Source organism: Nocardioides sp. NPDC023903 (assembly GCF_040639295.1).
Classification (GTDB): Bacteria; Actinomycetota; Actinomycetes; order Propionibacteriales; family Nocardioidaceae; genus Nocardioides.
In genome coordinates this window covers 107346-130028 of the sequence record NZ_JBEZZS010000014.1, presented here as the reverse complement: position 1 = coordinate 130028, position 22683 = coordinate 107346, and the positions used below count along the sequence as shown (strand labels likewise).

25 protein-coding genes and 2 tRNA genes are annotated in these 22683 nt (G+C 67.4%); 9 read left to right on the top strand and 18 right to left on the bottom strand.

The window, feature by feature from the left end:
• Positions 1 to 128: 128 nt before the first annotated feature.
• Positions 129 to 857, bottom strand: a complete 729-nt coding sequence (locus tag AB0F44_RS16625; RefSeq protein ID WP_357357187.1) for a DUF881 domain-containing protein — start codon at positions 855 to 857, stop codon at positions 129 to 131.
• A 103-nt stretch (positions 858 to 960) separates the two neighbouring features.
• On the opposite strand from AB0F44_RS16625, the gene AB0F44_RS16620 reads away from it, so the two are divergent.
• The gene (locus AB0F44_RS16620) at positions 961 to 1422 is read left to right on the top strand and encodes a cell division protein CrgA (protein ID WP_141802023.1); all 462 of its coding nucleotides are present in this window, start codon (positions 961 to 963) and stop codon (positions 1420 to 1422) included.
• Positions 1423 to 1566: 144 nt separating this feature from the next.
• On the opposite strand, the gene AB0F44_RS16615 is transcribed toward AB0F44_RS16620, so the two are convergent.
• The 6 genes from AB0F44_RS16615 to AB0F44_RS16590 all read right to left on the bottom strand — a co-directional run bounded on the left by AB0F44_RS16615 (position 1567) and on the right by AB0F44_RS16590 (position 6257).
• Entirely contained in the window at positions 1567 to 2373 is an 807-nt protein-coding gene (locus AB0F44_RS16615; RefSeq protein WP_357357185.1) for a rhomboid family intramembrane serine protease, read from the bottom strand.
• Between the two features lie 105 nt (positions 2374 to 2478).
• On the bottom strand, positions 2479 to 2988 hold the full coding sequence (locus tag AB0F44_RS16610; RefSeq protein ID WP_355018843.1) for a peptidylprolyl isomerase: 510 nt from the start codon (positions 2986 to 2988) through the stop codon (positions 2479 to 2481).
• Positions 2989 to 3066: 78 nt separating this feature from the next.
• Positions 3067 to 3399 carry a DUF3817 domain-containing protein gene (locus AB0F44_RS16605; protein ID WP_357357183.1) on the bottom strand — a complete coding sequence of 111 codons (333 nt, stop codon included), beginning with the start codon at positions 3397 to 3399 and terminating at the stop codon, positions 3067 to 3069.
• Entirely contained in the window at positions 3396 to 4232 is an 837-nt protein-coding gene (locus tag AB0F44_RS16600) for an SURF1 family protein (RefSeq protein ID WP_357357181.1), read from the bottom strand. Before AB0F44_RS16600 ends, AB0F44_RS16605 begins: the two co-directional genes overlap by 4 nt.
• Before the next feature lie 22 nt (positions 4233 to 4254).
• Complete coding sequence (locus AB0F44_RS16595; RefSeq protein WP_357357179.1) at positions 4255 to 5157, bottom strand: hypothetical protein; 903 nt, start codon at positions 5155 to 5157, stop codon at positions 4255 to 4257.
• Between the two features lie 95 nt (positions 5158 to 5252).
• Positions 5253 to 6257, bottom strand: a complete 1005-nt coding sequence (locus AB0F44_RS16590; protein WP_357357177.1) for a TauD/TfdA family dioxygenase — start codon at positions 6255 to 6257, stop codon at positions 5253 to 5255.
• Positions 6258 to 6576: 319 nt separating this feature from the next.
• Between AB0F44_RS16590 and AB0F44_RS16585 the strand changes: the two genes are divergently transcribed.
• Entirely contained in the window at positions 6577 to 6948 is a 372-nt protein-coding gene (locus AB0F44_RS16585; RefSeq protein WP_357357175.1) for a hypothetical protein, read from the top strand.
• Positions 6949 to 6951: 3 nt separating this feature from the next.
• On the opposite strand, the gene AB0F44_RS16580 is transcribed toward AB0F44_RS16585, so the two are convergent.
• Complete coding sequence (locus AB0F44_RS16580) at positions 6952 to 7371, bottom strand: MarR family transcriptional regulator (RefSeq protein ID WP_357357173.1); 420 nt, start codon at positions 7369 to 7371, stop codon at positions 6952 to 6954.
• 170 nt (positions 7372 to 7541) lie between these two features.
• Here AB0F44_RS16580 and AB0F44_RS16575 point away from each other — a divergent pair, with 170 nt between their 5' ends.
• The 5 genes from AB0F44_RS16575 to AB0F44_RS16555 are packed head-to-tail and all read left to right on the top strand — an operon-like array spanning position 7542 to position 10333.
• A complete protein-coding gene (locus tag AB0F44_RS16575; RefSeq protein ID WP_357357171.1) occupies positions 7542 to 7943 on the top strand; it encodes a DUF1304 family protein in 402 nt (133 codons plus the stop codon).
• A 33-nt stretch (positions 7944 to 7976) separates the two neighbouring features.
• Positions 7977 to 8480: a hypothetical protein gene (locus tag AB0F44_RS16570; RefSeq protein WP_357357170.1), complete on the top strand. Its 504-nt coding sequence runs from the start codon at positions 7977 to 7979 to the stop codon at positions 8478 to 8480.
• 42 nt (positions 8481 to 8522) lie between these two features.
• Positions 8523 to 8855 (top strand): metalloregulator ArsR/SmtB family transcription factor, encoded by a 333-nt coding sequence (locus AB0F44_RS16565; protein WP_357357168.1) that lies wholly within the window; start codon positions 8523 to 8525, stop codon positions 8853 to 8855.
• Between the two features lies 1 nt (position 8856).
• Entirely contained in the window at positions 8857 to 9474 is a 618-nt protein-coding gene (locus tag AB0F44_RS16560) for an SRPBCC domain-containing protein (RefSeq protein WP_357357166.1), read from the top strand.
• 4 nt (positions 9475 to 9478) lie between these two features.
• Positions 9479 to 10333: a pentapeptide repeat-containing protein gene (locus AB0F44_RS16555; RefSeq protein ID WP_357357164.1), complete on the top strand. Its 855-nt coding sequence runs from the start codon at positions 9479 to 9481 to the stop codon at positions 10331 to 10333.
• Positions 10334 to 10372: 39 nt separating this feature from the next.
• Here the strand turns inward: AB0F44_RS16555 and AB0F44_RS16550 are convergent.
• From AB0F44_RS16550 to AB0F44_RS16540, 3 genes are all read right to left on the bottom strand, one after another.
• Positions 10373 to 10448, bottom strand: a tRNA-Ala gene (locus tag AB0F44_RS16550).
• A 17-nt stretch (positions 10449 to 10465) separates the two neighbouring features.
• Positions 10466 to 10585 carry a DLW-39 family protein gene (locus AB0F44_RS16545; protein WP_350665286.1) on the bottom strand — a complete coding sequence of 40 codons (120 nt, stop codon included), beginning with the start codon at positions 10583 to 10585 and terminating at the stop codon, positions 10466 to 10468.
• Positions 10586 to 10666: 81 nt separating this feature from the next.
• A complete protein-coding gene (locus AB0F44_RS16540; protein ID WP_357357162.1) occupies positions 10667 to 11614 on the bottom strand; it encodes a hypothetical protein in 948 nt (315 codons plus the stop codon).
• Between the two features lie 72 nt (positions 11615 to 11686).
• Here AB0F44_RS16540 and AB0F44_RS16535 point away from each other — a divergent pair, with 72 nt between their 5' ends.
• A complete protein-coding gene (locus AB0F44_RS16535) occupies positions 11687 to 12616 on the top strand; it encodes an MBL fold metallo-hydrolase (protein ID WP_357357160.1) in 930 nt (309 codons plus the stop codon).
• A gap of 539 nt (positions 12617 to 13155) precedes the next feature.
• On the opposite strand, the gene AB0F44_RS16530 is transcribed toward AB0F44_RS16535, so the two are convergent.
• Both AB0F44_RS16530 and AB0F44_RS16525 read right to left on the bottom strand, forming a co-directional pair.
• Positions 13156 to 13818, bottom strand: coding sequence for a YdcF family protein (locus tag AB0F44_RS16530; protein WP_357357158.1), 663 nt, complete (start codon positions 13816 to 13818; stop codon positions 13156 to 13158).
• A 109-nt stretch (positions 13819 to 13927) separates the two neighbouring features.
• Positions 13928 to 14001 (bottom strand) — tRNA-Ile (locus AB0F44_RS16525).
• Between the two features lie 155 nt (positions 14002 to 14156).
• Here AB0F44_RS16525 and AB0F44_RS16520 point away from each other — a divergent pair.
• Positions 14157 to 15140 carry a type IV toxin-antitoxin system AbiEi family antitoxin domain-containing protein gene (locus tag AB0F44_RS16520; RefSeq protein ID WP_357357156.1) on the top strand — a complete coding sequence of 328 codons (984 nt, stop codon included), beginning with the start codon at positions 14157 to 14159 and terminating at the stop codon, positions 15138 to 15140.
• Between the two features lie 65 nt (positions 15141 to 15205).
• On the opposite strand, the gene AB0F44_RS16515 is transcribed toward AB0F44_RS16520, so the two are convergent.
• From AB0F44_RS16515 to recF, 5 genes are all read right to left on the bottom strand, one after another.
• A complete protein-coding gene (locus tag AB0F44_RS16515) occupies positions 15206 to 15760 on the bottom strand; it encodes a DUF3566 domain-containing protein (protein WP_350665332.1) in 555 nt (184 codons plus the stop codon).
• Complete coding sequence (gyrA, locus tag AB0F44_RS16510) at positions 15760 to 18459, bottom strand: DNA gyrase subunit A (protein ID WP_357357154.1); 2700 nt, start codon at positions 18457 to 18459, stop codon at positions 15760 to 15762. Before gyrA ends, AB0F44_RS16515 begins: the two co-directional genes overlap by 1 nt.
• A 49-nt stretch (positions 18460 to 18508) precedes the next feature.
• Positions 18509 to 20572, bottom strand: a complete 2064-nt coding sequence (gyrB, locus tag AB0F44_RS16505; RefSeq protein ID WP_357357195.1) for a DNA topoisomerase (ATP-hydrolyzing) subunit B — start codon at positions 20570 to 20572, stop codon at positions 18509 to 18511.
• Between the two features lie 356 nt (positions 20573 to 20928).
• A complete protein-coding gene (locus AB0F44_RS16500) occupies positions 20929 to 21504 on the bottom strand; it encodes a DciA family protein (RefSeq protein ID WP_357357152.1) in 576 nt (191 codons plus the stop codon).
• A complete protein-coding gene (gene recF, locus AB0F44_RS16495; RefSeq protein ID WP_357357150.1) occupies positions 21497 to 22660 on the bottom strand; it encodes a DNA replication/repair protein RecF in 1164 nt (387 codons plus the stop codon). Before recF ends, AB0F44_RS16500 begins: the two co-directional genes overlap by 8 nt.
• Positions 22661 to 22683: the final 23 nt, after the last annotated feature.

Genomic DNA, 22683 nt, shown 5'->3' with positions numbered 1-22683 from the left:
GTGGACGGTTCGCGGTCATCTACCAATCGGCGTTCAGCTGGGCAGCACCATCGAGCGCGGAGGGACCGTGTTGGTCTCGACACGCCTCCGCCTAGCGGCTCCGGCGGCTCGACCAGCGGAGCGGCCTCTCAGTTCTCCTGAGGCAGGGGTTTCGCGTATTTCACGTCGAGCAGGCCGTCGTAGGCCGGAGCGGTGAGGTAGGTCAGCGGCTGGAGGAACCAGCCGATCTGGACGTTGGGGTCGCGGGCGTCGGCCCGGTAGTTCTGCACATGGTTGTCGCGGTCGATCGCGGCCTGCAGCCGGTCGGGGTCGCCGACCGCCTCGATGACGTACGGCTGGGGGTACGGGACACCGTCGAGCTGCACCGTGCTGCCGGAGCACTTGATGCCGGTGGTGGTGATGATCCGCTTGCCGGCGATGGTGATCGCCTCGGCGCCACCGGCCCACAGCGCGTTGACGACGGCCTGGATGTCCTGCTGGTGCACGACGAGCGAGTTCGGATCGTCGCCGGTGTAGCTCTCCTGGACCTCCGAGGGCGCATCGCCGAGGACGATCTGCATGCCGGCGCCGCTGTGGTCCGAGGTGCCGGCCGGGTCTGCGAGCCGCGCGGACTGGTTCTGGAGCTTCTTGACGTCCTTGTCGGTGACGCCGCTGGTGAGCTGGTCCACGTCGCTCTGCAGGTCGGTCAGCTGGGCCTCGAGGCGGTTGTAGCGGATCCGCTCCCCGTCAACGAGCGTCGCCAGGTCCTCGTAGCGGCCCGGACGCAGGTCGGTGCCGTCGGCGTTCACGAAACTCACCGCGAGCAGGCCGCCACAGAGCAGCACCACGATGGGCGTACCAAGCCTCCAGGAGGTCACGCGGGACCAGCGCTTTGGTTTAGAGGTGGGGTTAGCCTGGGTTCCGGAGCTCACGACCATTAGGGTATGCGCAGCAATCACATTTGTCTGAGGAGCATCACCCGTGGCCAAGCTCAAGCTCTCGAAGAAGAGTGATCTCGACCTTCCCAAGGAGCCGATCTTCACTCCGCGCTTCGGGGTCGCCCTGCTGCTGATCGCCCTCGGCATCGGCTGGATCGCCTACTACTACGTCGGGGTCCGCCCCAACGAGGTCGGCGGCGACTTCACCGGGCCGAAGCCGGTGCAGAAGCTCGAGGGGTGGAACTACCTGATCGGCTTCGTCCTGCTCTTCCTGGGCCTGGCCGTCGCCGCCCACCCGAAGACCCCGCTGGGCCGCGGCCGAGGCGTCGTCGTCGGCATGCTCGGCTGCTTCGTGATCGGCCTGATCTGGATCTGCGTCTTCTACGTCTTCGCCAACGACCACCTGGACAAGATCTGGGTCTTCAACGACCTGGGTCAGAAGAACCTTCTGGTCGGCATCGGCTTCATGGCGGTGGGTTTCACCTTCGCCACGAAGTGGGAGTGACCCTCTCGTTAGACGGCGAAAGCGGCGCAAACCTTTGGTTTGCGCCGCTTTGCGTTACACGGATGTAGTTCTCCACAGGGCCATCCACACCTGTGGATTTCTGCACGCGGTGAAAACGCCCCGAAAACACCTGCCCCGAAGGCGTCAGAACAACAGGATTCGTACGCCGATCACAGCAAGCAACGCCAACGTGAAGCCGCCCAGGGCAGCCCACTGCAACGGCACCTTTCGGTCGGCCCGGAGCGAGGTGTAGATCCATGCGACGACGAGACCGCCGACGAAGCCACCGACGTGCCCCTGCCAGGAGATGCCGCTGCCGAAGAAGGTGATGCCCGCGTTGATCAGGAGCACCGGCAGCAGCGGGGCGAGCGACTGCCCGGCCCTGACGAAGAGCACCACCAGGACGCCCAGGAGCCCGAAGATCGCGCCCGAGGCACCGACGGTCGACCCGGCCGGTGCCGCCGCCCAGACCACCAGGGCGGAGCCCGCCAGGCCGGAGATCAGGTAGAAGACCAGGAACCGCAGCCGGCCCACGATCGGCTCGAGGAACGAGCCGAGCATGTAGAGCGAGAACATGTTCACGGCCAGGTGGATGAGCGAGACGTGGGTGAACGTCGAGGTCAGCACCTGCCAGACCGCGCCGTCGTCGACGCCTGGCATCCAGGTGTAGCCACTCGCCCGACAGACGTCGTTGGGCACCGCGAAGCCGCCGTCCGGCGTGAGGCAGTAGCCCTGCAGACGGATCGCGATGAAGTCGGCGATCCGTGATCCGGACCCACCGGTCAGGATGATGCTCAGCCAGACCAGGACGTTGACGCCGATGAGCGAGAAGGTCACCGGGAGTGCCCGGAACCCGACCCGCGCGCCGGTGAAGCGCTTGGGCTGGCGTACGGACTTGTGGCCCTCACGCATGCACTCGGGGCACTGGAAGCCGACCGAGGCGGGCGTCATGCAGTCAGGGCAGATGGGCCGGCTACAGCGCTGACAGCGGATGTGCGTCTCACGGTCGGGGTGGCGGTAGCAGACCGGCACCCCGACCGGGGTCGAGTCGGACAACTAGACGATCTCGACCGTCTCGATGACGACCGGCTCGACCGGGCGGTCCATCGCACCCGTCTTGGTGCCGGAGATCGAGTCGACGGCCTTCTTCGACTCCTCGTCGGCGACCTCACCGAAGATGGTGTGCTTGAAGTTCAGCCACGGCGCCTGGCCGGTGGTGATGAAGAACTGCGACCCGTTGGTGCCGGGGCCGGCGTTGGCCATCGCGAGCAGGTAGGGCTTGTCGAAGGTGAGCTCGGGGTGCGGCTCGTCCTTGAAGGTGTAGCCCGGGCCGCCCGTACCGGTGCCCAGGGGGCAACCGCCCTGGATCATGAACCCGGGGATGACACGGTGGAAGCCGAGACCGTCGTAGTAGGGAACACCGGAGCGGCCGGCGTCGTCCGTGTACTCCTTGGTCCCCGTGGCGAGGCCGACGAAGTTGGCGACCGTCTCCGGAGCATGGTTGGGGAACAAGGTGATCGTGATGTCACCGTGATTGGTGTGGAGGATGGCCTTCTGGTCAGCCATGACCTGCCCTTCCGACATTGGGATTGGTACGGGATGTAACTCCTCGATCCTCCCACAGTGTCGGTCGTGGACCTGAGGTCAGGAGGCCGCGTCAGCGAGCTTCGGAGCGATCCGGTCGGCGACGCGGCGCTCGACCCAGAAGATCAGCCCGGGGATCAGGCCAGCGATCATCATCAGCAGGAACTCGGGGATCGTCCAGCGGGCCTTCTGGGTCAGCAGGAAGGCGACGATCACGTAGATGATGAAGATCCAGCCGTGCGCGACCCACAGCGGCGTCATCGCCTCGCCGAGGGACTGCAGGGCAGTGCCCTCGGGGAGCAGATACTTGAACAGCGAGGAGATCGTGCCGACGAGCAGCAGCACACCCACGACGTACGCAAGCACCTTGTAGGTGCTGAACAGCTTGTTCACGCGTCTGAGCGTACGCGCAGATCCTGAGTGGTTTTCTCAGGGTCTTCTTCGTCGCTCTCTTCGGGTCGGGGCCGCAGGGTGTCGCGCACGTAGCGCCACCAGACGTAGATCCCGAAGATTCCGAACAGCCACCACTCGATCGCGTAGAGGAGGTTGCGCAGGCCGGTCGTGGCCTCCGGCTCGGGCAGCTGCGGAGCGGGTACGTCGGCGACGTCCATGGAGCCGTCGTTGACCGGCATCGAGCTGGCCGGCCAGTTGTCCTCGGCCGGCGAGCGCACCATGTAGGCGCTGTAGAGGTCGTAGCTGGTGCGCGAGATCAGGTCGGAGACGTCCAGCTGCGGGAAGACGTTGTCGGACTTGCGGTCGTCGGCGACGTCGGTCCAGTCGCTGGGCTGCAGCCAGCCGGTGACGGTGACGTGGCCGCGCGGCGCGGGCGGTGCGGTGCCGACCTCAGGGGTCCAGCCGCGTACGACGTAGACGGCCGACTCGGTGTCCTCGACGAGCACCGGTGTGACGGCCCAGAAGCCGACCTGAGAGCCTCGCTCCATCCCGTCGATGAAGATGGTCTCCTCGGGCATCCAGATCCCGGAGACGGTCACGGGGCGGCCGATCTGCTCCCACGGGAAGGCGTCGTTGGGCCCGATCAGGTCGGTGAACGCCTTCGGCTTCGCATGCACCAGCTCGGCGACCTGGTCCTGCTTGTCCTGCTGGCTCGACTGGTACTGCCACACCCCGAGCAGCACCGCGCCGGTCACGAAGATCACCACCAGCGCGTGCGCACCCCACAACCTGGGGGAGAAGAAGCTTCGCGGGGGACTGGTCTGGGCGGCCATAGCACTCCCAGAGTACGGCCCTTCAGTCACAGACTGCGAACGGGACGGGTTCGCTGGTGACCAGCGTGGCCGCGGTCACCGGGCTCGTCACCCGGAACCCGATCCGCCCCGTGGCCGGATCGGCGACACCGTTGGTGAAGACCTTCTTGTACGCAGGGACCTGATCAGCCAGCTTCAGCCGGACGAACAGGTCGTCACGGTCCTCGCCGAGACGCAGGGTGGCCAGCCCGCCGCCGAACTCGACCGAGTAGGCCTCGACCGGCGCCAGCCGGGTCTTCTCCTTCGGTCCGCCCTCGGCGCAGCCCTTGACGACGTACGTCGAGGTGGCGGGGCCTCCGGCGACGGCGACCATCACCTCCTGCGCGGCCCAGTTCTCGGCGTCCGGGGTCGCGGTGTTCTTGGTGATCAGGTGGGTCTCCGGGTCGAACTTCGCGCCTTTCAGGGGGCCGACGCCTGCCTTGATCGCCTGGCCGGGCTTGACCCGGTCGGCGACCTTGATGACGAACCCTTCCTTGCCGCCGCCGGTGAACCTGGCCTCCCAGACGACATCGGCAGCACCCCACTTGTAGGTGTCGCGCAGGCGCTGGTCGACCCCACGCAGCAGACCTCCGCTGACCTGGGCGGCCTCCTTGTCGGCCCGGTTCCATAGGTCGCTCTGGTCCGCGGGGCTCGACCGGCTGGTGATGTCATCGAACCCGAAGAGCGACTTCACCTCGTCGTAGTCGGTCACCGCCAGCGTCTTCGCGCCGTCCGGCACGAGCGTCATGGCTGCCTCGACGGGGTCCATGGTCGCGGCGTACACGGGGTAGGTGTCCTCCGACGCCGCCGCTTCCGGCTTCTTCGGCTCGCTGTCGTCCCCACAGCCGGCCAGCGCGAGCGCCAGCCCAACGGCCAGCACGGCCATGCCCCATCGCCTCACGTTCACCCCAACGAGTATTCCCGATCCCCGTCACGGTAGGTGCCACGAAATAGAAGGAGGCCGCAGGCGGAACGCGCCTGCGGCCTCCGGTATCCCGAGCGTCAGCGACCAGCGCCTGTGAGCTCAAGGGATGCGGGGAACGGCTCGAGCACCGGGTCGATGATCCGCGAGGATGCCTCGGACCGAGCGACCCGACTGCGGCGCAGGTCCTTGACGGTCGTGAGGCGGCGGAGCCAACGGTCGGTGCCGTCGTAGCGAGCCGTGAAGGGCTTGCGGCCGTGCAGCGCACGGTGGTTGTCGACGATGAGGATCTCGCCCGGGGCCAGCGCGACGTCCTCGACGTTCGCGGAGAGCTCCATGATGAGCAGCTGGAGCGCCCGGTCGGCCTCGACGTCACCCGGCAGAGCCGCCATGTAGGGCGGGTCGAGCCGGACGTCGGGAGCCTGGGGGGAGCCGGAGAGCACTGCGGTCGGCGCGGCGAGCAGCTCGCCCTCGTTGACGCCGGCCTCGCGGAGGTTGCGCAGGTGCTCGTCGTCCGGGTGGATCACGTAGCGCGGCTCGAACAGCGGAGCGTACTCAGGGCCGGTCACGTCGATCGAGCTGATGCCGACCGCGGTGGTCGGGATCATGTCCTCGTTGCGCAGCGAGATCAGTCCGAGGTGGTCACAGCGAAGGTTGCTGAAAGCGTCTTCGATGTGCAGGTCGAGCACGACGTCGCTGCTGTGACCGGTCTGCAGGCTCTCCTGCTTCTGGATCGGCAGGATGTTGTTGACCAGCTGGCCACCCTGCAGCGAGGACCAGGAGACCGCGTCGCCGAGCTGGGCCATGATCAGGGCGAGCCAGAAGTCGGCCATGTGCGGCGCCTGGGCGTCGGGGTGGTTCCAGTGCGGCGGGGTCGGGCCGGCGGTCACCGGGAGTCCGCTGACCACCAGGGCGTCGGTCGCATCGCCGTAGCGGAACGCGCGGATCGCCTTGGCGACGCTGTCGGGCAGCTCGCCGCCGAGGAACGGCGCGGTCTCGAGGAACTCCGAGGAGACCGGGCTCCCGAACCGGGCGAGCAAGGACTCCGCCAGCTCGGCTGCGGCCTGCGACTCTGCTGGGGTCATCTCGACCCGGGTGACTACGGACTCTGCGCCCACAACATTGACCTCTCGGACTTTGCGGTGGAGGGGTTCGTCAGAAGCGTTTTCTGGCGCCCGCACCAAAGGGTTTCCTAAGTTCGAGACCACTTTGTTCCGCCGTACGGAATTCAAACGAGTGATAGGTCCAAATATCGAGACGATAGGTATTAGGCCCCTTGCGCAATCGCCGTGAACCTGTTTAGGGAATGTATCTTCCCTGCGGTCTGCCAGTTACCGCAATTTGCCCGTCTGGCGCGGGTTTTGAGAGCCGTACGCAGCCCATCCGGACCTCTATTCTGACCGCATGACAGCGACGAATCCGCCGGGACCACCTCCGAGGACAACGGCGGGATTCGGCGGCTCGACGGCCGACCAGGTGCTGACCGTCGTCCTGATCTTGCTCGGTGTCGGTGGATGCGCCATGGGGAGCTTCTTCGGCCTGTTCTCCATCATGGCCAGCGACGGGTGCTCCGAGACCTGCAACGACACGATGATCAACATCGGCGTCGCGGTGATGGTCTTCACCCCGTGGATCTGCTGGCTGGTCTTCGGTATCTGGGGGATTGTCCGCCTGGCTCGCGGGAAGCTCGCCGTCCTGGTGGTGGTCGCCGGCGGCGTACTCGCGGTAGCCCTCTACGTGCTGGGGCTCGTCCTCCTGCTGGCCACCATCGACTGAGCGTCACTGGTACGGATCGACGAGCTCGCGCAGCGAGGTGAGCGCCTCGCGCAGGGCTGACGCCAGGCGGGGCCCGAGGTGGTCGTTCCATTCCTGTTCGACGCCCATCACCACCTCGCGAGCACGGTCGGCGGCATCCTGCCCCGCCGCCGTAAACCTGATCAGGCGCGCCCGGCCGTCGACCGGGTCCGGGACCCGCTCGACGAGCCCCTTGCTCTCCAGCGCGGCGACCAGCACGCTCGCGGTCTGCTTGGTGACCTGGGCCTGCTCGGCCAGGTCGACCAGGCGCGAGCCGTCCTCGGCGATCCGTTGGGCGAGCCGGGCCTGCGCGACGGTGATGTCGTAGCCGGCGTCCCGTACCGCGGCGATGACCCGTTCATCCATCGCCCGGTAGGCGATGAGCATGAGCGTTGCGACGTCCATCGAACCCCTTGACACTGTGTGGCGCTCTGGTCAATATAGTCAGTAAGACTGACTATCATACCGCTCTCCGGTGTCCAGACAGACGTCTGTTCACGGGGCTCCGCCGGACGCGTGTTGCTTCCACGATCTCCGCAGCCTCGCGCGTCGAGGCCCGTCCCGAGCAGGTCCCCATGAACGCAGTCGCGCAGCTCAGTGCCGGTATCGCCGCCCTGATCCTCATCGCCGTATTTCCCGTCGAGGCCTTCTTCATCCACCGCCCCGAGGTCCAGCGGTTCCTCGGGATCGAGCCGCACGGCATCCGCAACGTCCACCTGTGGTCGTTCTGCATCGGCGCCCGCAACGCCCTCGCCGGCGTCGGCACGCTCGCCGGTCTCTGGATGGTGAACTTCGGCGACGAGTCCACCGGCGTCACCGTCGTGGTCGTCACCTGCATCTACATGCTGCTCGCCTCGTTGTTCATGGGGATCGCCGACGCGCTCGGATACTGGCTCCCACACGGCGGCAGCGTCAGAGGCACCATCGGCGCCGCCGTCCTGCCCGCGGTCGCGCTGATAGCGATCGTAGTCGGATAGCGGGATGCACTCCCGGCCACTACGCTCCGACCCATGGGCGCAGCGGTCATCTCGGGACTCTTCGCGGTGGCACTCGCGTGCCTCGCCTGGATATTCAAGAACGGCAGTCGCCGAGCCCGTCTGCTCAGCCGGATCGAGCGATACATCCAGCTCCTCAAGGACCTTCCCGAGGAACATCCGGCACGCGTTCACCTGGACGCGGTGCTCGCCGCCGATACCGAGCAGCTGCTTGCCCTGACGGAACGGAGGGCACCCTCGGCTGCTCAGGGCCTCGAGGAGCCTTGGCTCCGCCCTACTTCGCGGCCGGCCGTGACGCCCGGCTCCGCTTACCCGGGCGGCGCTCCCGACGGAGATGAGCGGGACGACATCGACTGGATGGGCGAAGAGCAGGAACGCCGGATCTCACCTCCCGATCTCCCCGCCCAGCCGCCCCATCGCGCCCTACTGTCCGGACACGGGTCGACCATTCTCTGGGTGCTCGCGGTCCTGTCCGCCGTTGCGACGATCGGCCTCGTGGTCAACGATCTGCTGATTTAACATGCCTTGACAGGCATATTCCTCGCAAGGCATATTTGAGGGGTGCCCACCCGAGACCTCTTCAGCGCGATCGCCGACCCGACCCGTCGGCAGATCCTCGACCTGCTCTGTCAGCGCGAGATGGGGGTGGGTGAGCTGGTGGAGACCCTCGGACTCGCCCAGCCGAACGTGTCCAAGCACCTGCGGACGCTGGGTGAGGCGGACCTGGTTCACGTACGCATCGACGGACCGCGCCGTCACTACCGGCTGCGTCCCGAGCGGCTCCGGGAGCTGGAGGAGTGGCTGGCGCCGTACCGCCGGATGTGGGCGGATCGCCTGGATGCGCTCGAGCGCCACCTGGACCAGCTCGACGACCCTGACCACAAGGAGAACTGAGATGACCACGACGACCGGACCGATGGGCGAGGTGCTCCGCGAAGGCGAGCGCACGGGCCTGCGCTACGTACGCCTGCTTCGCCACTCGCCCGAGAAGGTGTGGCGGGCACTGACCGAGCCGGACGGCCTGCGGCACTGGTTCCCGACCGACATCGTCGGTGAGCGTGCCGTCGGGGCGCGGCTGAGCCTGCCGTTCTGGCCCGAGGGCCTGGAGCTGGCGAGCACCACCGAGGCGATCGAGGAGATGGGGGTCGACCCTGGCGACTACGTCTCGGAAGGGGAGCTGCGGGTGTGGGACCCACCCCGCACCTTCGAGTTCACCTGGGGGATGGACGGTCGTGAGGAGCTGACCGACCTGCTCCGCTTCGATCTCGAGCCCACCGACGACGGCACCCGCCTCACCTTCACGACCTGGCTCGGCAGCCCCACCGGCAACACGGACACCGCCGTCGGCTGGCACGTCTGCCTGGACGAGCTCGCCGACCTCCTCGAGAAGGGCCCGTCGCCCATGACCGAGGAGGCCTCCGCCCGCGTCGTCCAGCACGTCAAGGACCGCACCGACGAGCTGCGACCGGCGTACGCCGCCGCGCTCGACAAGGTGGCCCCGCCGCTAGGCTGACCGGGTGGAGAACCGCACGTACGTCCAGCTCGGCCGGCGCTCGGATCTCGGCGCAGACTGCTCCAGCTGCTTCGGCCTGTGCTGCGTGGCCCTGGCGTTCGTGAAGTCCTCCGACTTCCCCCGCGACAAGCCCGCGGGGGAACCCTGCGACAACCTCGACGAGCACGACGCCTGCCGCATCCACCCGCAGCTGCGCGACCAGGGCTTCAAGGGCTGCACCGTGTTCGACTGCTTCGGGGCGGGGCAGAAGGTCTCCCAGCACACCTTCTCCGGCCGCTCCTGGCGCGAGGACCCCCAGGTGCGCGACGAGATGTTCGCCGTGTTCCCGCGCGTGCGTCGCCTGCACGAGTTGCTCTGGTACCTCGACGAGGCCATCGCCCTCGTCCAGGCTCACCGCGACCCGTCCCCGTGGGTCGACGCGTTCGAGCATGTACGCGAGCTCAGCGACAGGCCGGCACAGGAGCTGGCCGACCTCGATGTCGACGCGGCGTACGACTCCGCGCGGGGACTCTTGGTCGAGGCCAGCGAGATCGCCCGGTCAGGAGGCGAGCCCGGCCGGCGTCGTCGCGGCGCTCGGGTGCCGGGGCCGGGGAGCGACCTGCTCGGCGCGAAGCTGGCCGGCGCAGACCTGTCCGGCGCGACCCTCCGCGGGAGCGTCGCGATCGCCGCAGACCTCTCGGGCGCGACGATGCGGTCCTGCGATGTCCTCGGCGTCGACCTGCGCGACGCCGACCTGAGCGGCGCAGACCTCAGCGACGCGATCTATCTGACACAGATGCAGGTCAATAGCGCCCGCGGCGACGCCCGCACCGCTCTTCCCGAGGGCTTCGAGCGGCCCTCTCACTGGACGTACGGATAAAAAGTTCTGGGGTGACCATGTCGGTCACCCCAGATCGCGTGGTGGAGCATAGGGGACTCGAACCCCTAACCCCCTGCTTGCAAAGCAGGTGCGCTACCAATTGCGCCAATGCCCCGGACGGGTGTCCGTCGGTCAGCTCACCTTGTCGGTCGCCGCGGCCCAGTGACCCTTCTCGGGGTTGGACTGGTCGAGCTTCTTCTTGGCGAGGAGGATGCCAGCCGCGGCCAGCAGTACGAGGACGATCTTCTTCACTGTCTTCTCCTGCGAGTCGTGGTGAGCATCGCTGCCCGTTAGACCCGGAAAGCGTACCGGCCCGCCATGAAGCGTACGAAATCAACCGGCCTCGGGATCGGGCGCCAGGCCCAGGGAGGCGATGGGGGTGCACGTCATGTGGGTGCTCGCCCACATCCGGCCGGTCAGGATGCCGAACCCGCGCGCCGAGGGCCGGCTGTAGGGGGAGGCGCCGGACTCGTAGGTGGTGATGAGCTCGCCAGAGACCTCGACGATCGCCTCGGCCATGTTGGGGAACCTGAACTTGCGGCGCACCGCACCGACGCGGCCGTCGGGCTTCCGCTCGCAGATGAAGATCGTGCTCGGACGGTGCCGGCCGAACGAGGAGGAGAAGACGTACTCGTCGCGGCGTACGACGACGCCCTGGACCTTGGGCGGGGTGGTGGTCGAGAGGACGGGCTCGGAGAAGTCCCACTCACCGTTCGCGCCCTTCTCATAGGCGAACAGGGTCTGGTTCCCGAAGCCGCCCACATAGAGACGGTTCCCACGGATCCGGCAGTAGGAGCCGGCAGCCACCTTCGCCGGCGCCTCGATCGGCTCTACCTCGGCACCCTTCGCCGCATTCCGGATGACCGCGAGCGAGTAGCGGTAGAGGCGGCCGGTGCCGCCGCCGGCACCCTTGGAGACCCAGACGTCGTCACCGTCGATCGCGACACCGCCGGCGTGACCGGGACCGGCCTTGCCGTTGTAGCCCACGAGCAACACCTCGGCGGCGGACTTGCCGCTCTTGAGGTCGACCAGCACCAGCGCCGAACCCTTGTCGTGGGAGTAGTAGCTCTGGGCCAGCATGTTGGTGTCCGGGCCGTAGCCCAGCCCCTGAGGCGTCCAGTCGTCGGTGCCACCAGTGGCCAGCGTGTTCGGGATGAGCGGCCCGACGCGCCCACCCAGGCGCTGTCCCCACCTCTCGGTGCGCTTCATCCCGCCCATGACCCACCGACGCGTACGTCCCGGGATGGAGTCGAGGTCGAACGGAAGGTCGATCTTGGTCATGATGGTGATATTCGCATGCGATTCCTACTGCGTTCGGATGGCGTACCGACTCATCGTCGCTAGGTTCTTTGTGTGACGAGCGACCCCACAGCTTCACCTGCCAGTCCGACAGCTCGAGAGCTGATCGGCGCCCTGACCGGATTCGGGCGGGGCATGCTGCACCCGCGCCGCCCTGACCAACGACTTCTCTCCTCGATCACCGACGCCGGCCTTCCCGAGGGCGAACGAACGGTGACGGTGACGACGATGCCTCAGGTCCCGCGCTCGCTGCCCGCCGGTGGCCTCATCGAGGGCGCTGGCCTCCGCCGGCGCGTACGCAACGCGATGACCTGCTTCGTCATCAGCCATCCCGAGGCGACCTTCGTCGTCGATCCGTCCTACTGCCGCGACGCACCCGACCGAGCCCTGAGCGAGCTCCCGGCGATGCTGCGGCGCCTGGTCACCCCGCCGGCCGACACCATCGCCACCGTCGACTCGCTGCAGACGGCGCTGGTCCAGCCCGACTTCGCCCTCCCGACCCACGCCCACTGGGACCACGTCTGCGGCCTCCTGGATCTCCCCGGCCTGCCGGTGCACCTGCGGACCACCGAGCGCGACTGGATCCTCGGCCCTGGGCAGCCTCCTGTCGGAGGCGTGCGCCCGGCTCTCACCGATGGCCGACCGGTGGTGACGTACGACCTCGACGGCCCGGCCGTCGCGACCTTCACCGCCTCCCACGACATGTTCGGCGACAGCTCCGTTCTGCTGGTCGAGCTCGCCGGCCATACGCCCGGCAGCATCGGCGTCCTCGCCCGAACCCCGTCCGGCTGGGTCCTGATCGCCGGCGACGCCGCCTGGCACTACGACCAGGTCGATCTGATCAGGCAGAAGCCGGCCTTCCCCGGCGACCTCGTCGACGAGAACCGAGACGCCGCCTTCGCCACCCTCCACCGCCTGCACCTGGCTCGTCACCTGATGCGCGTGATCCCCACCCACGACCACGACGCATCCAGCCGGCTCTAAACCAAGAAGCCTCCCCCTCGTCATCCTGGAGCCGGGATCGTCCGGATATCGCAGAGTGGACGCCGTCGCGTGCATCTGTGGCACATGCCTGGTTACCGTGTTCGGCACCAACGGGGCCATCTGGGTGACTTCTCCCACGTGGAGCGTGACACCACGAAGCGTGCCGTTGGTGCCGTGGTCTCGGGCACCGACTCGGGACCGCGGTCTAGTTATCGAGCCTCGGGCGGATGTAACGACCTCGGCGGGTCTAGCCCGGGCCGCCAGGTAGTTCACCGATGGCGGTCGTTCCAAACATTTATGCTGCTCTTCGCTGGCCGAATCTCGTTGAGGGGCAGCCAGGCGTGCCGGATCTCTGGCGCTGCGTACGTGGTGTCGACCCAGATCACCCAGGCTCGCCATCGGCCCTTGTGTTTCTCCCACTTGAGAACCAGGCCGGGCATGGGTGGCGGATAGTTCCGGCGTTGCCGATGCACCCAGACGTGTAGCCAGTGCCTGGGCTCGGGCCAGGCGTCGTTCTTAGGAGGGTTGGCCGACACACCTCATCGTATCGAACGTGCGTTCGATTCAAGCAGTCGGCTCGTGTACCCCGCAGCCACGAGTCGTTCGTACGCCGCATATGTGTCGTCGTCGATCTGTTGCGGAGCGGCGAAACCACGGTCGGCGTAGACCCACAGCCGTTGGGTGTCTCCGACGAGCATGTCGAGCACGCGACGGGTGCTCCCGATACTGGCGATGTAGTCAGGCAGCTCCTGCGCGCATGCGGAGCAGATCACCTCGAGCTCGGGCCAGATCTTGCGGGCCGTGGCGTACGCACGACGCTGTTGGTAGGGGCGACTGATGAGGGTTGCGGTACGCGGCGTGATGCCCTCGTGCTCGAGCAGGGCCCGCGTGAACGCGAGGTTCTCGCCCGTGTTTGTTGCTCGAGGTTCGATCCGGAGGGCGGAGGCGGGAACCCCTAGCTCCTCGGCCCGTTCTGCGAACTCGACGGCTTCACCTCGAGGGAAGTCGTTCACGGTGGTAGGGGCGTTCGCACCGGTGAAGACGATCAGCGGAAACCGCCCTTGGCGGTAGAGAGCCGCGGCGTGCTCGGCCACGCCGATGTCATGACTGCCCAGGCCGATCGCGACGTCGGTTTCGCGCGGCTCGTGGTGCAACTGGTGGAACTCCCAGAGCGTTTGGGCGTCCTCCATGAGCACAGGCATGCCGATCAGTCTGGCATGGCGAATGTGCAACTCCAGGAGAACCGCGAACGACAGCCCTGAAAACGAGGAAGAGGCCCCCGAAGGAGCCTCTGACCTGGTGAAACTGCTGTGCGCTTAGGAGGACTTGAACCTCCGACCCCCACATTATCAGTGTGGTGCTCTAACCGTCTGAGCTATAAGCGCAGGCGCCAACTGGAGGGTGGAAGCCCCTACCAGCAGGCGAGAGGAAACATTACCCGGCTGCTGCCCGGGGCACCAAAACGATGAGACCCCATCGACCCTGGGGAGGTCTGTCCGAACCTGGCTCGGACAGACCTCCCCAGGGTTAGGGTGCCAACATGTCCGACTCGGAGGACCTGCAGGCGATCTTCGCGCGCGAGGATGCGGCGCGGATGCTGGATGCTCAGCAACGGATGCAGGACGGCGTCGCGACCTATGCCCAGCTCATCGCCGGCGGCCTGAGCAGGATCGATATCGAGAGGTCCGTACGTCGCAACGAGCTCCGCCGGGTGCACCCGCGCGTCTATATCAACCACACCGGGCCACTCACCTGGGAGCAGCGGGCGTGGGCCGCGGTACTCTACGCCGCTCCGGCCCTGCTGTGCCGCGACAGCCTCGAAGCTCCGCGCGGGCGCGACGACGGGCGATCGATCCACGTCGCCATCGACCATTCCCGCAAGGTGATGCCCCAGCCCGGCATCGTCGTCCACCGCATGCGCGACCTCGAACGCAAGGCGTACGGAGGCACACCTCCACGCCTGAAGGTCGAGGACAACGCCCTGGCGATGGCAAACGAAGCCAGGTCCGAGATCGATGCGATCGCACGGGTCGCCGAGGTGGCGAGCCGGTCCTACGTCACCGCGGCCACGCTCCAGGAAGCCCTGAACCGCGCGCACTCCTTACGCCGCCGGAAACTGATCCAAGGGCTGGTCGACGACCTCGCGACCGGCACGCACTCGGTGCTCGAGCACGGTTACCTCACCAAGGTCGAGCGGGCGCACGGTCTCCCTGCGGGACGGCGCCAGTCGCCCCGCATCGGTGCTTCGGGCAACCAGTTCCGTGACATCGAGTACGAGAGGTATGCCCTGGTGGTCGAGCTCGACGGTGCGCTCGGCCACGACACCTGGCGCGACCAGGCCCGTGATGCCGACCGTTCGTTGGACGATCTTGCGGAGCTCGGGGCGGTGACCGCGCGCCTGCGGTTTCACCAGGTGTTCGACACCCCGTGTCAGACAGCGGCCCGCGTAGGACGGATCCTCACCAGGAACGGCTGGCGCGGGACACCGCAGAGCTGTAGCCAAAGCTGCCCCGTGAACGAATGAACCTGGGGAGGGCCATCCGAACGGTGTTCGGACAACCCTCCCCAGGTTGCGGGTTCGAGTTGGGCTCAGTTCTCGGTGAGCTCTACTTCCACGCCGCCCAGGAGCGCGGCAGCCATGTTGTAGAGGAACGCGGCGAGGGTAGCGACGGCGGTCATCAGGACGATGTTGACGACCGAGACGACCATGGTGAAGCCCATGATGCGGGGGAGGCCGAGGTAGTCCTGCACGTTCCAGCCGGCGCTGGAGTCACCGACGACGTCCTGGACCGCCTGGTTGATCGAGTCCCACACACCGGCGGCGCCGAGCACCGACCAGATCACGAAGACAGCGACGATCACCACGACGCTGAGCGCGATCGAGAGCAGGAAGGCCATCTTCATGACCGACCACGGGTCGATACGGCTCAGGCTCAGGCGGGCCCGGCGAGCGGAGCCGCTGACCGCGTCCCGCTCCGCGCCGGCCGGGCCGGAGGTACGGGCGGTCGAGGCCACGGCCGAAGTCGTACGCCTAGCCGCGTTGGCGACCGTGTCCGTGATCCGCTGGGTCACCGGCTGTGCGGTCTCGTTCCGCTCGGTCATCGCGACTCCCCCAGTCGTGCGGTCGGCGGTGCGGTCCGTCATCAGGATTCATCTTCCGTCGTGGTCTCGGACGGCGCTCCGTGCTCGCCGTCTTCCCCGATTGTTACATCATCCGCAACCTCTGTCCCGGTGACGACGTCATCGTCGACCTCGCGGGCCTCGACGGAACGTGCCACGACAGCGACCGAGTCACCCTTCTTGGGCGACACGAACTTGACGCCCTGGGTGGAGCGACCGGTTGCCCTGAAGTCGGCGTTGATCGGGCTGCGTACGACCTGACCGGTCGCGGTGATCGAGAGGATCTCGTCGCCGTCGACCACGATGAACGCACCGACCAGACCGCCGCGGTCAGCGTTGGCGAGGGCCATCGTCTTGATGCCCAGACCGCCGCGGGACTGCAGCCGGTAGTCGGAGATCTTCGTACGCTTCGCGAAACCACCGTCGGTGATGGTGAAGACGAACTGCTCCTTGACCTCGTCCGGCGACTCGGCACCGGAGACGGGAGCCGCGACGTCCGCGGTGTCCTCGTTGGCCTCGGAGAGCCCGGCCGCGATCTCGGCGGCGACGTGCTCGGCCCGGATGACCGACATCGACAGCAGCGAGTCGCTCTCCCGGAACTTCATGCCGGTGACACCCGAGGTCGCCCGGCCCATCGGCCGCAGCTGGTTGTCGTCGGCACGGAACCGGATCGCCTGGCCCTTGCGGGAGACCAGCAGAATGTCGTCCTCGGAGTTGACCAGCTCGGCGCCGATCAGCTCGTCGTCGTCCTCGCGGAAGTTGATCGCGATGACGCCGGCCTGACGAGGCGAGTTGTAGTCCCCGAGCCGCGTCTTCTTGATCAGACCGGAGCGGGTGGCCAGCACGAGGTAGGGCGCCTGCTCATAGTCGCGGATCGCGAGCACCTGGGCGATCGACTCGTCCGGCTGGAACGAGAGCAGCCCGGCCACGTGACCGCCCTTGGCGTCACGCGCCGCCTCGGGCAGGTTGTAGGCCTTGATCCGGTAGACCCGGCCGGCGGTGGTGAAGAAGAGCAGCCAGTGGTGGTTGGTGGTCGAGATGAAGTGCTCGACCACGTCGTCGCCGCGCAGGGTGGCGCCGCGTACGCCCTTTCCACCGCGCTTCTGGGTGCGGTACTCACCCGCGAGGGTGCGCTTGGCGTAGCCACCGCGGGTGATCGAGACGACCAGCTCCTCATCGGGGATGAGGTCCTCCATGGAGAGGTCGCCGTCGGCCGCGATGATCTGGGTGCGGCGGTCGTCGCCGTACTTCGCGACGATCTCGTCGAGCTCGTCGCCGACGATCTGACGCTGGCGGGCGACGTTGGCGAGGATGTCCTCGAGGTCGGCGATGATGACCTCGAGCTCGGCCAGACGGTCGACGATCTTCTGCCGCTCCAGCGCCGCGAGGCGACGCAGCTGCATGTCGAGGATCGCGTTGGCCTGGACCTCGTCGATCTCGAGCAGACGGATCAGGCCCTGGCGGGCGTCGTCGACCTCGGGGGAGGAGCGGATCAGCGCGATCACAGCGTCGAGCTGGTCGAGCGCCTTGACCAGGCCGCGCCAGATGTGGGCGTCCTCCTCGGCCTTGCGCAGCCGGAATGCCGTACGCCTCCGGATGACGTCGATCTGGTGCTCGACCCAGTGCGAGATGAACTGGTCGAGGGTCAGGGTGCGCGGCACCCCGTCGACCAGCGCGAGCATGTTGGCGGAGAAGTTGGTCTGGAGCTCGGTGTGCTTGAGCAGGTTGTTGAGTACGACGCGGGCGACCGCGTCGCGCTTGAGCACGACCACGAGCTGCTGCCCGGTGCGGGAGGAGGTGTTGTCCTTGACGTCCGCGATGCCCTGCACCTTGCCGGTGTCGGCGAGGTCGGCGATCTTCTGGGCGAGGTTGTCCGGGTTCACCATGTAGGGGAGCTCGGTGATCACCAGGTTGGTGCGGCCCTTGGCGTCCTCGTCGACCTCGATCACCGCGCGCTGGGTGATCGAGCCGCGGCCGGTGCGGTAGGCCTGCTCGATGCCCTCGCGGCCGGCGATCAGAGCGCCGTTGGGGAAGTCGGGGCCCTTGATCCGCTCGAGCAGCGCGTCCTGGAGCTCCTCACGCGTCGCGTCGGGGTGCTCGAGCGCCCACTTGGCGCCGGAGGCGACCTCACGCAGGTTGTGCGGCGGGATGTTGGTCGCCATCCCGACCGCGATGCCGGCCGAGCCGTTGACCAGCAGGTTGGGGAACCGCGCCGGCAGGATGGCCGGCTCCTGGGAGCGACCGTCGTAGTTGGGGTTGAAGTCGACGGTGTCCTCGGTGATGTCGCGGACCATCTCCAGCGCCAGCGGCGCCATCCGGCACTCGGTGTAACGCATGGCCGCGGCCGGGTCGTTGCCGGGCGAGCCGAAGTTGCCCTGGCCGTGGATCAGAGGGTTTCGCATCACCCACGGCTGCGCCAGCCGGACCAGGGTGTCGTAGATCGCCGAGTCGCCGTGGGGGTGGTAGTTACCCATCACCTCACCGACGACACGGGCGCACTTGGAGTACCCGCGGTCGGGACGGTAGCCGCCGTCGTACATCGCGTAGAGGACGCGCCTGTGGACGGGCTTGAGCCCGTCACGTACGTCGGGCAGCGCCCGACCCACGATGACGGCCATCGCGTAGTCGATGTAGCTCGACTGCATCGAGGCCTGGAGTTCGACGGTCTCGATCCGGCCGCCGGCAGCGGTCTGCCCGGAGCCTTCCGGAGGAGTCTGAGTCACGATTTCACTTTCTGCATGCGTCTATCGGTATCTAAGGCCTCGGCGAGACTCAGATATCGAGGAATCGGACGTCCTTGGCATTGCGCTGGATGAAGGAGCGTCGCTCGGCGACGTCCTCACCCATCAGGATGGAGAAGATCTCGTCGGCGTGAGCGGCGTCCTCGAGGGTGACCTGGAGCAGCAGTCGCTGCGACGGGTCCATCGTGGTCTCCCACAGCTCGTCGGCGTTCATCTCGCCCAGACCCTTGTAGCGCTGGACCGCGTTCTCCTTGGGCAGCTTCTTGCCCTGCTCGAGACCGTCGCGCATGAGCGCGTCGCGCTCGGAGTCGGAGTAGACGAACTCGTGCTCGGCCGGCTTGTTCCAACGCAGGCGGTAGAGCGGCGGCTGGGCGAGGTAGACGTAACCCTGCTCGATCAGCGGCTTCATGAACCGGAACAGCAGCGTCAGCAGCAGCGTGTTGATGTGGTGGCCGTCGACGTCGGCGTCGGCCATCATCACGATCTTGTGGTAGCGCAGCCGGTTGATGTCGAAGTCGTCGTGCACGCCGGTGCCCAGCGCGGAGATGATCGACTGGACCTCCTGGTTGGCCAGCACCTTGTCGATCCGGGCCTTCTCGACGTTGAGGATCTTGCCTCGGATCGGGAGGATCGCCTGGATGCGTGGGTCGCGGCCGGACTTGGCCGAGCCACCCGCGGAGTCACCCTCGACGACGAAGATCTCGCACTCTTCGGGGTTGGTCGACTGGCAGTCGGCGAGCTTGCCGGGCAGACCGCCACCGCCGCCGATGCCCTTGCGGTTGCGGGCCAGGTCACGGGCCTTGCGGGCCGCGATCCGGGCGGAGGCCGCGGCCATCGACTTGCGGATGATCTCCTTGCCCTCGGCCGGGTTCTGCTCCAGCCAGGCACCGAGCTGGTCGTTGACCGCGCCCTGCACGAAGCCCTTGACCTCGGTGTTGCCGAGCTTGTCCTTGGTCTGGCCCTCGAACTGCGGCTCGCTGATCTTCACCGAGATGATCGCGGTGAGACCCTCCCGGATGTCGTCACCGGTGAGCCGGTCCTCCTTCTTCTTGATCTGGCCCCACTCCTCGCCCCAGCGGTTGATCAGGGTGGTGAGCGCGGCGCGGAAGCCCTCCTCGTGGGTGCCGCCGCCGGGGGTGTTGACCGTGTTGGCGAAGGTGTGGACCGACTCGTTGTAGGAGGACGCCTGCCACTGCATGGCGATCTCGACGCTCATCGGGTTGGGCGCCTTCTCGTCGGTGTCGGTCTCGAAGGCGATGATGCTGGAGACCGGAGTCTTGCGCTTGTTGAGGTGGTCGACGTAGTCGGCCAGACCGCGCTCGTAGTAGAAGGACTGCTCCAGCACCCGCTCGCCGTTGCCGGAGCTGTGCAGCTCGTCGGCGCTGTCGGTGTCGGACTCGCTCGTGCCGTCCTCGACGGCCTCGGCGATGGCGGAGGCCTCCGGACGCTCGTCACGCAGCTCGATCCGCAGCCCCTTGTTGAGGAAGGCGGTCTCACGGAAGTGGCTCGAGATGGTCTCGAGGTTGTAGTCGGTCGACTCGAAGATCTCGCTCGAGGCGTTCCACGAGATCGTGGTGCCGGTGCGCTCGCCCTCCTCGAGCTCACGTACCTCGCGCAGGTCGTAGTCGGGTACGCCGCTGGTGAACTCCTGCTCCCACAGGCGGCCCCGGTTCTTGATCTCCATGTGGAGGTTGGTCGAGAGCGCGTTCACCACGGAGGAGCCGACGCCGTGCAGACCGCCGGAGACCTTGTAGCCGCCGCCGCCGAACTTGCCGCCAGCGTGCAGCACGGTCAGCGCCAGCGTCGCGGCGGGGATCTCCTGGCCGGCCGCGGTGTCGGTCGGGATGCCTCGGCCGTTGTCGGAGACGCTCACCCAGCCGTCGTCACGGAGCGTCACCTTGATGGTGTCGCAGTAGCCGGCGAGCGCCTCGTCGACCGCGTTGTCCACGATCTCCCAGATCAGGTGGTGCAGGCCGCGGGCACCCGTCGAGCCGATGTACATACCCGGTCGTTTGCGGACCGCTTCGAGTCCTTCGAGGACCTGGATGGCAGACGCGTCGTATTCGACTCCGTCTGTGGTCTTGTCGTCCGGCATAGGAGTCGTCTGGTCGGCAGCGGTCACCGGTGCGATCCACCTGTCATTTCGGTCCGGAATCGGACATGGTGTCGGTCGGGCATGCAACGGGCCGACCAGCGCCGGGAGGTTAAAACCTAGGACGATCGACCCAATCCCTATATTACCCCGTAGAACCCCGGATTCCACGCATGCCGCCGTTCCTGAGGGGGAACTGTCGTCGAAATGTGCGTCTGTACGTCTCCTGACGGTGTCTCTGCGCCCCCAGCAGGGGGCTCGGTGAGTCCCTATACGTCCACGGGGCGCTTAGAGCGGCAGATCGCGGCTCACGCGCTGAGGCTCGAACACATGTTCACGCTCTGCTCTCGACTGGGCTCTCAGCCGTAGGTGTCGCGCGGCCCGCGGCCGTCGCGTAGGCCCCGGGGACCCTTCTTCCACGAGGGCAGATGAGGGCCGAGCACCTCGATGAGAAGGACGGTGCCGTGCCCCAGCTCCTCGTTGAGACGCTTCACCAGGGTGGGCGCCAGCAGCTTGAGCTGGGTGGCCCAGGCGGTGGAGTCGGTGCGTACGGAGAGCTTGCCGTCGGCGTACGACTCCGGGGTGGTGTGGTCGGCGATCTCCTCGCCGACGATGTCGGGCCAGCGGGCCATCACGCCGTGGACGCGCAGCGAGGTGTCCCAGCCGTGGTCGTTGACCATCCGGCTCACCACCGATTCGATCATCTGAGGGTCGCGGTCATCGGGCCGGGCGCCGGAGACCGTGCCGCGGCGGGTGGCGTTGTCCGGCGTACGCCGCTTCTTCCGCATCCCAGCCTTGGGCGCGGGCATCTTCGCTGTTGCCCGGGTCAGGGAACGGGCCAGGTCGAGGCCGTCGGCGCGCTTTTCGGGTTCTTCCTCACCGCCTTCGGCGGTGGTCTCGACAGGCTCGACCACCTGGGGGTCCTCGTCACTCATCGCGGGTCACCTCGCCAGCCTTGACGTGGTAGCGCGCACCGGCGAGAGCGGCTGGTACGTCCTCGGGGACCGCCGCGGTGACCAGGACCTGCTCGGCGTCGGCGACCAGCTCGGCCAGCTGGATCCGGCGCTGGCTGTCGAGCTCGGCGAAGACGTCGTCGAGGATCAGGATCGGGTCGTCGCCGTCTGCGCGCAGCAGGTCGTACGCCGCCAACCGGAGCGCCAGCGCGAAGGACCAGGACTCGCCGTGGCTGGCGTAGCCCTTGACCGGGAGGCGCTCGGCGCCGGCACCGTGGCCGAGGAACAGCAGCAGATCGTCACGGTGGGGGCCGACCAGGCTGATCCCACGGTCGAGCTCGTCCTTCTGGCGTCGGGCGAGCTCGGAGAGGATCGCTTGGCGGAGGGTCTCCACGGTGGGAGTGGTGGTCTCGACAGGCTCGACCACCTCGACCACCGACTTGTAGGTGATCTCGGCGTCGTCGCGGCTCGCGCCGCGGGCGACCGTCTCGTAGGCCTTGCCGACGTACGGCTTCAAGGCCTCCACCAGGGAGAGCCGCTGGGCGAGGATCTCGGCGCCGATGGCGGCGAGGTGGTCGTCCCAGACGGCCAAGGTGGCGAGCGCACCCTCGCGAGCGGAGCCGCGCGCGAGGCCGGCGGTCTTCAGCAGCGAGTTGCGCTGCTTGAGGACGCGGTCGTAGTCGCTGCGTACGCCTGCCAGGCGGGGTGCGCGCAAGATCATCAGGTCGTCGAGGAAGCGCCGCCGGTCGGAGGGGTCGCCCTTGACGAGGGTCAGGTCCTCGGGGGAGAAGACGACGGTGCGGACCAGGCCGACAAGGTCGCGGGTGCGGGGGAGCGGGCTCTTGTTGATCCGGGCCTTGTTGGCGCGGCCGGCGTTGATCTCGACCTCGAGCGTCGCGGTGCGACCGTCACGTACGACGGCGGCGCGCACGACCGCCTGCTCGGCGCCGGCCCGGACCAGCGGTGCGTCGGTGGCGACTCGGTGGGACTGCAGGCGGGAGAGGTAGTCGATCGCCTCGACCAGATTGGTCTTGCCCTGGCCGTTGCGCCCGACGAAGGCGGTCACGCCCGCGTCGAGGGGGACCTCGACGCTCGAATAGGAACGGAAGTCATGAAGAGAGAGGTGTGAGACGTACATCGTGTTTCCTCTCTCGTTAAGGT

Coding starts and splice junctions, on each gene's coding strand:
- AB0F44_RS16515 (WP_350665332.1), bottom strand. CDS start 15,760: ATGACGGACCGCACCGCCGACCGCACGACTGGGGGAGTCGCGATGACC.
- AB0F44_RS16580 (WP_357357173.1), bottom strand. CDS start 7,371: ATGGACGTCGCAACGCTCATGCTCATCGCCTACCGGGCGATGGATGAA.
- AB0F44_RS16615 (WP_357357185.1), bottom strand. CDS start 2,373: ATGACGCCCGCCTCGGTCGGCTTCCAGTGCCCCGAGTGCATGCGTGAG.
- recF (WP_357357150.1), bottom strand. CDS start 22,660: ATGTACGTCTCACACCTCTCTCTTCATGACTTCCGTTCCTATTCGAGC.
- AB0F44_RS16610 (WP_355018843.1), bottom strand. CDS start 2,988: ATGGCTGACCAGAAGGCCATCCTCCACACCAATCACGGTGACATCACG.
- gyrB (WP_357357195.1), bottom strand. CDS start 20,572: ATGCCGGACGACAAGACCACAGACGGAGTCGAATACGACGCGTCTGCC.
- AB0F44_RS16520 (WP_357357156.1), top strand. CDS start 14,157: ATGTCCGACTCGGAGGACCTGCAGGCGATCTTCGCGCGCGAGGATGCG.
- AB0F44_RS16600 (WP_357357181.1), bottom strand. CDS start 4,232: ATGGCCGCCCAGACCAGTCCCCCGCGAAGCTTCTTCTCCCCCAGGTTG.
- AB0F44_RS16530 (WP_357357158.1), bottom strand. CDS start 13,818: ATGCCTGTGCTCATGGAGGACGCCCAAACGCTCTGGGAGTTCCACCAG.
- AB0F44_RS16585 (WP_357357175.1), top strand. CDS start 6,577: ATGACAGCGACGAATCCGCCGGGACCACCTCCGAGGACAACGGCGGGA.
- AB0F44_RS16570 (WP_357357170.1), top strand. CDS start 7,977: ATGGGCGCAGCGGTCATCTCGGGACTCTTCGCGGTGGCACTCGCGTGC.
- AB0F44_RS16560 (WP_357357166.1), top strand. CDS start 8,857: ATGACCACGACGACCGGACCGATGGGCGAGGTGCTCCGCGAAGGCGAG.
- AB0F44_RS16500 (WP_357357152.1), bottom strand. CDS start 21,504: ATGAGTGACGAGGACCCCCAGGTGGTCGAGCCTGTCGAGACCACCGCC.
- AB0F44_RS16590 (WP_357357177.1), bottom strand. CDS start 6,257: ATGACCCCAGCAGAGTCGCAGGCCGCAGCCGAGCTGGCGGAGTCCTTG.
- AB0F44_RS16540 (WP_357357162.1), bottom strand. CDS start 11,614: ATGACCAAGATCGACCTTCCGTTCGACCTCGACTCCATCCCGGGACGT.
- AB0F44_RS16575 (WP_357357171.1), top strand. CDS start 7,542: ATGAACGCAGTCGCGCAGCTCAGTGCCGGTATCGCCGCCCTGATCCTC.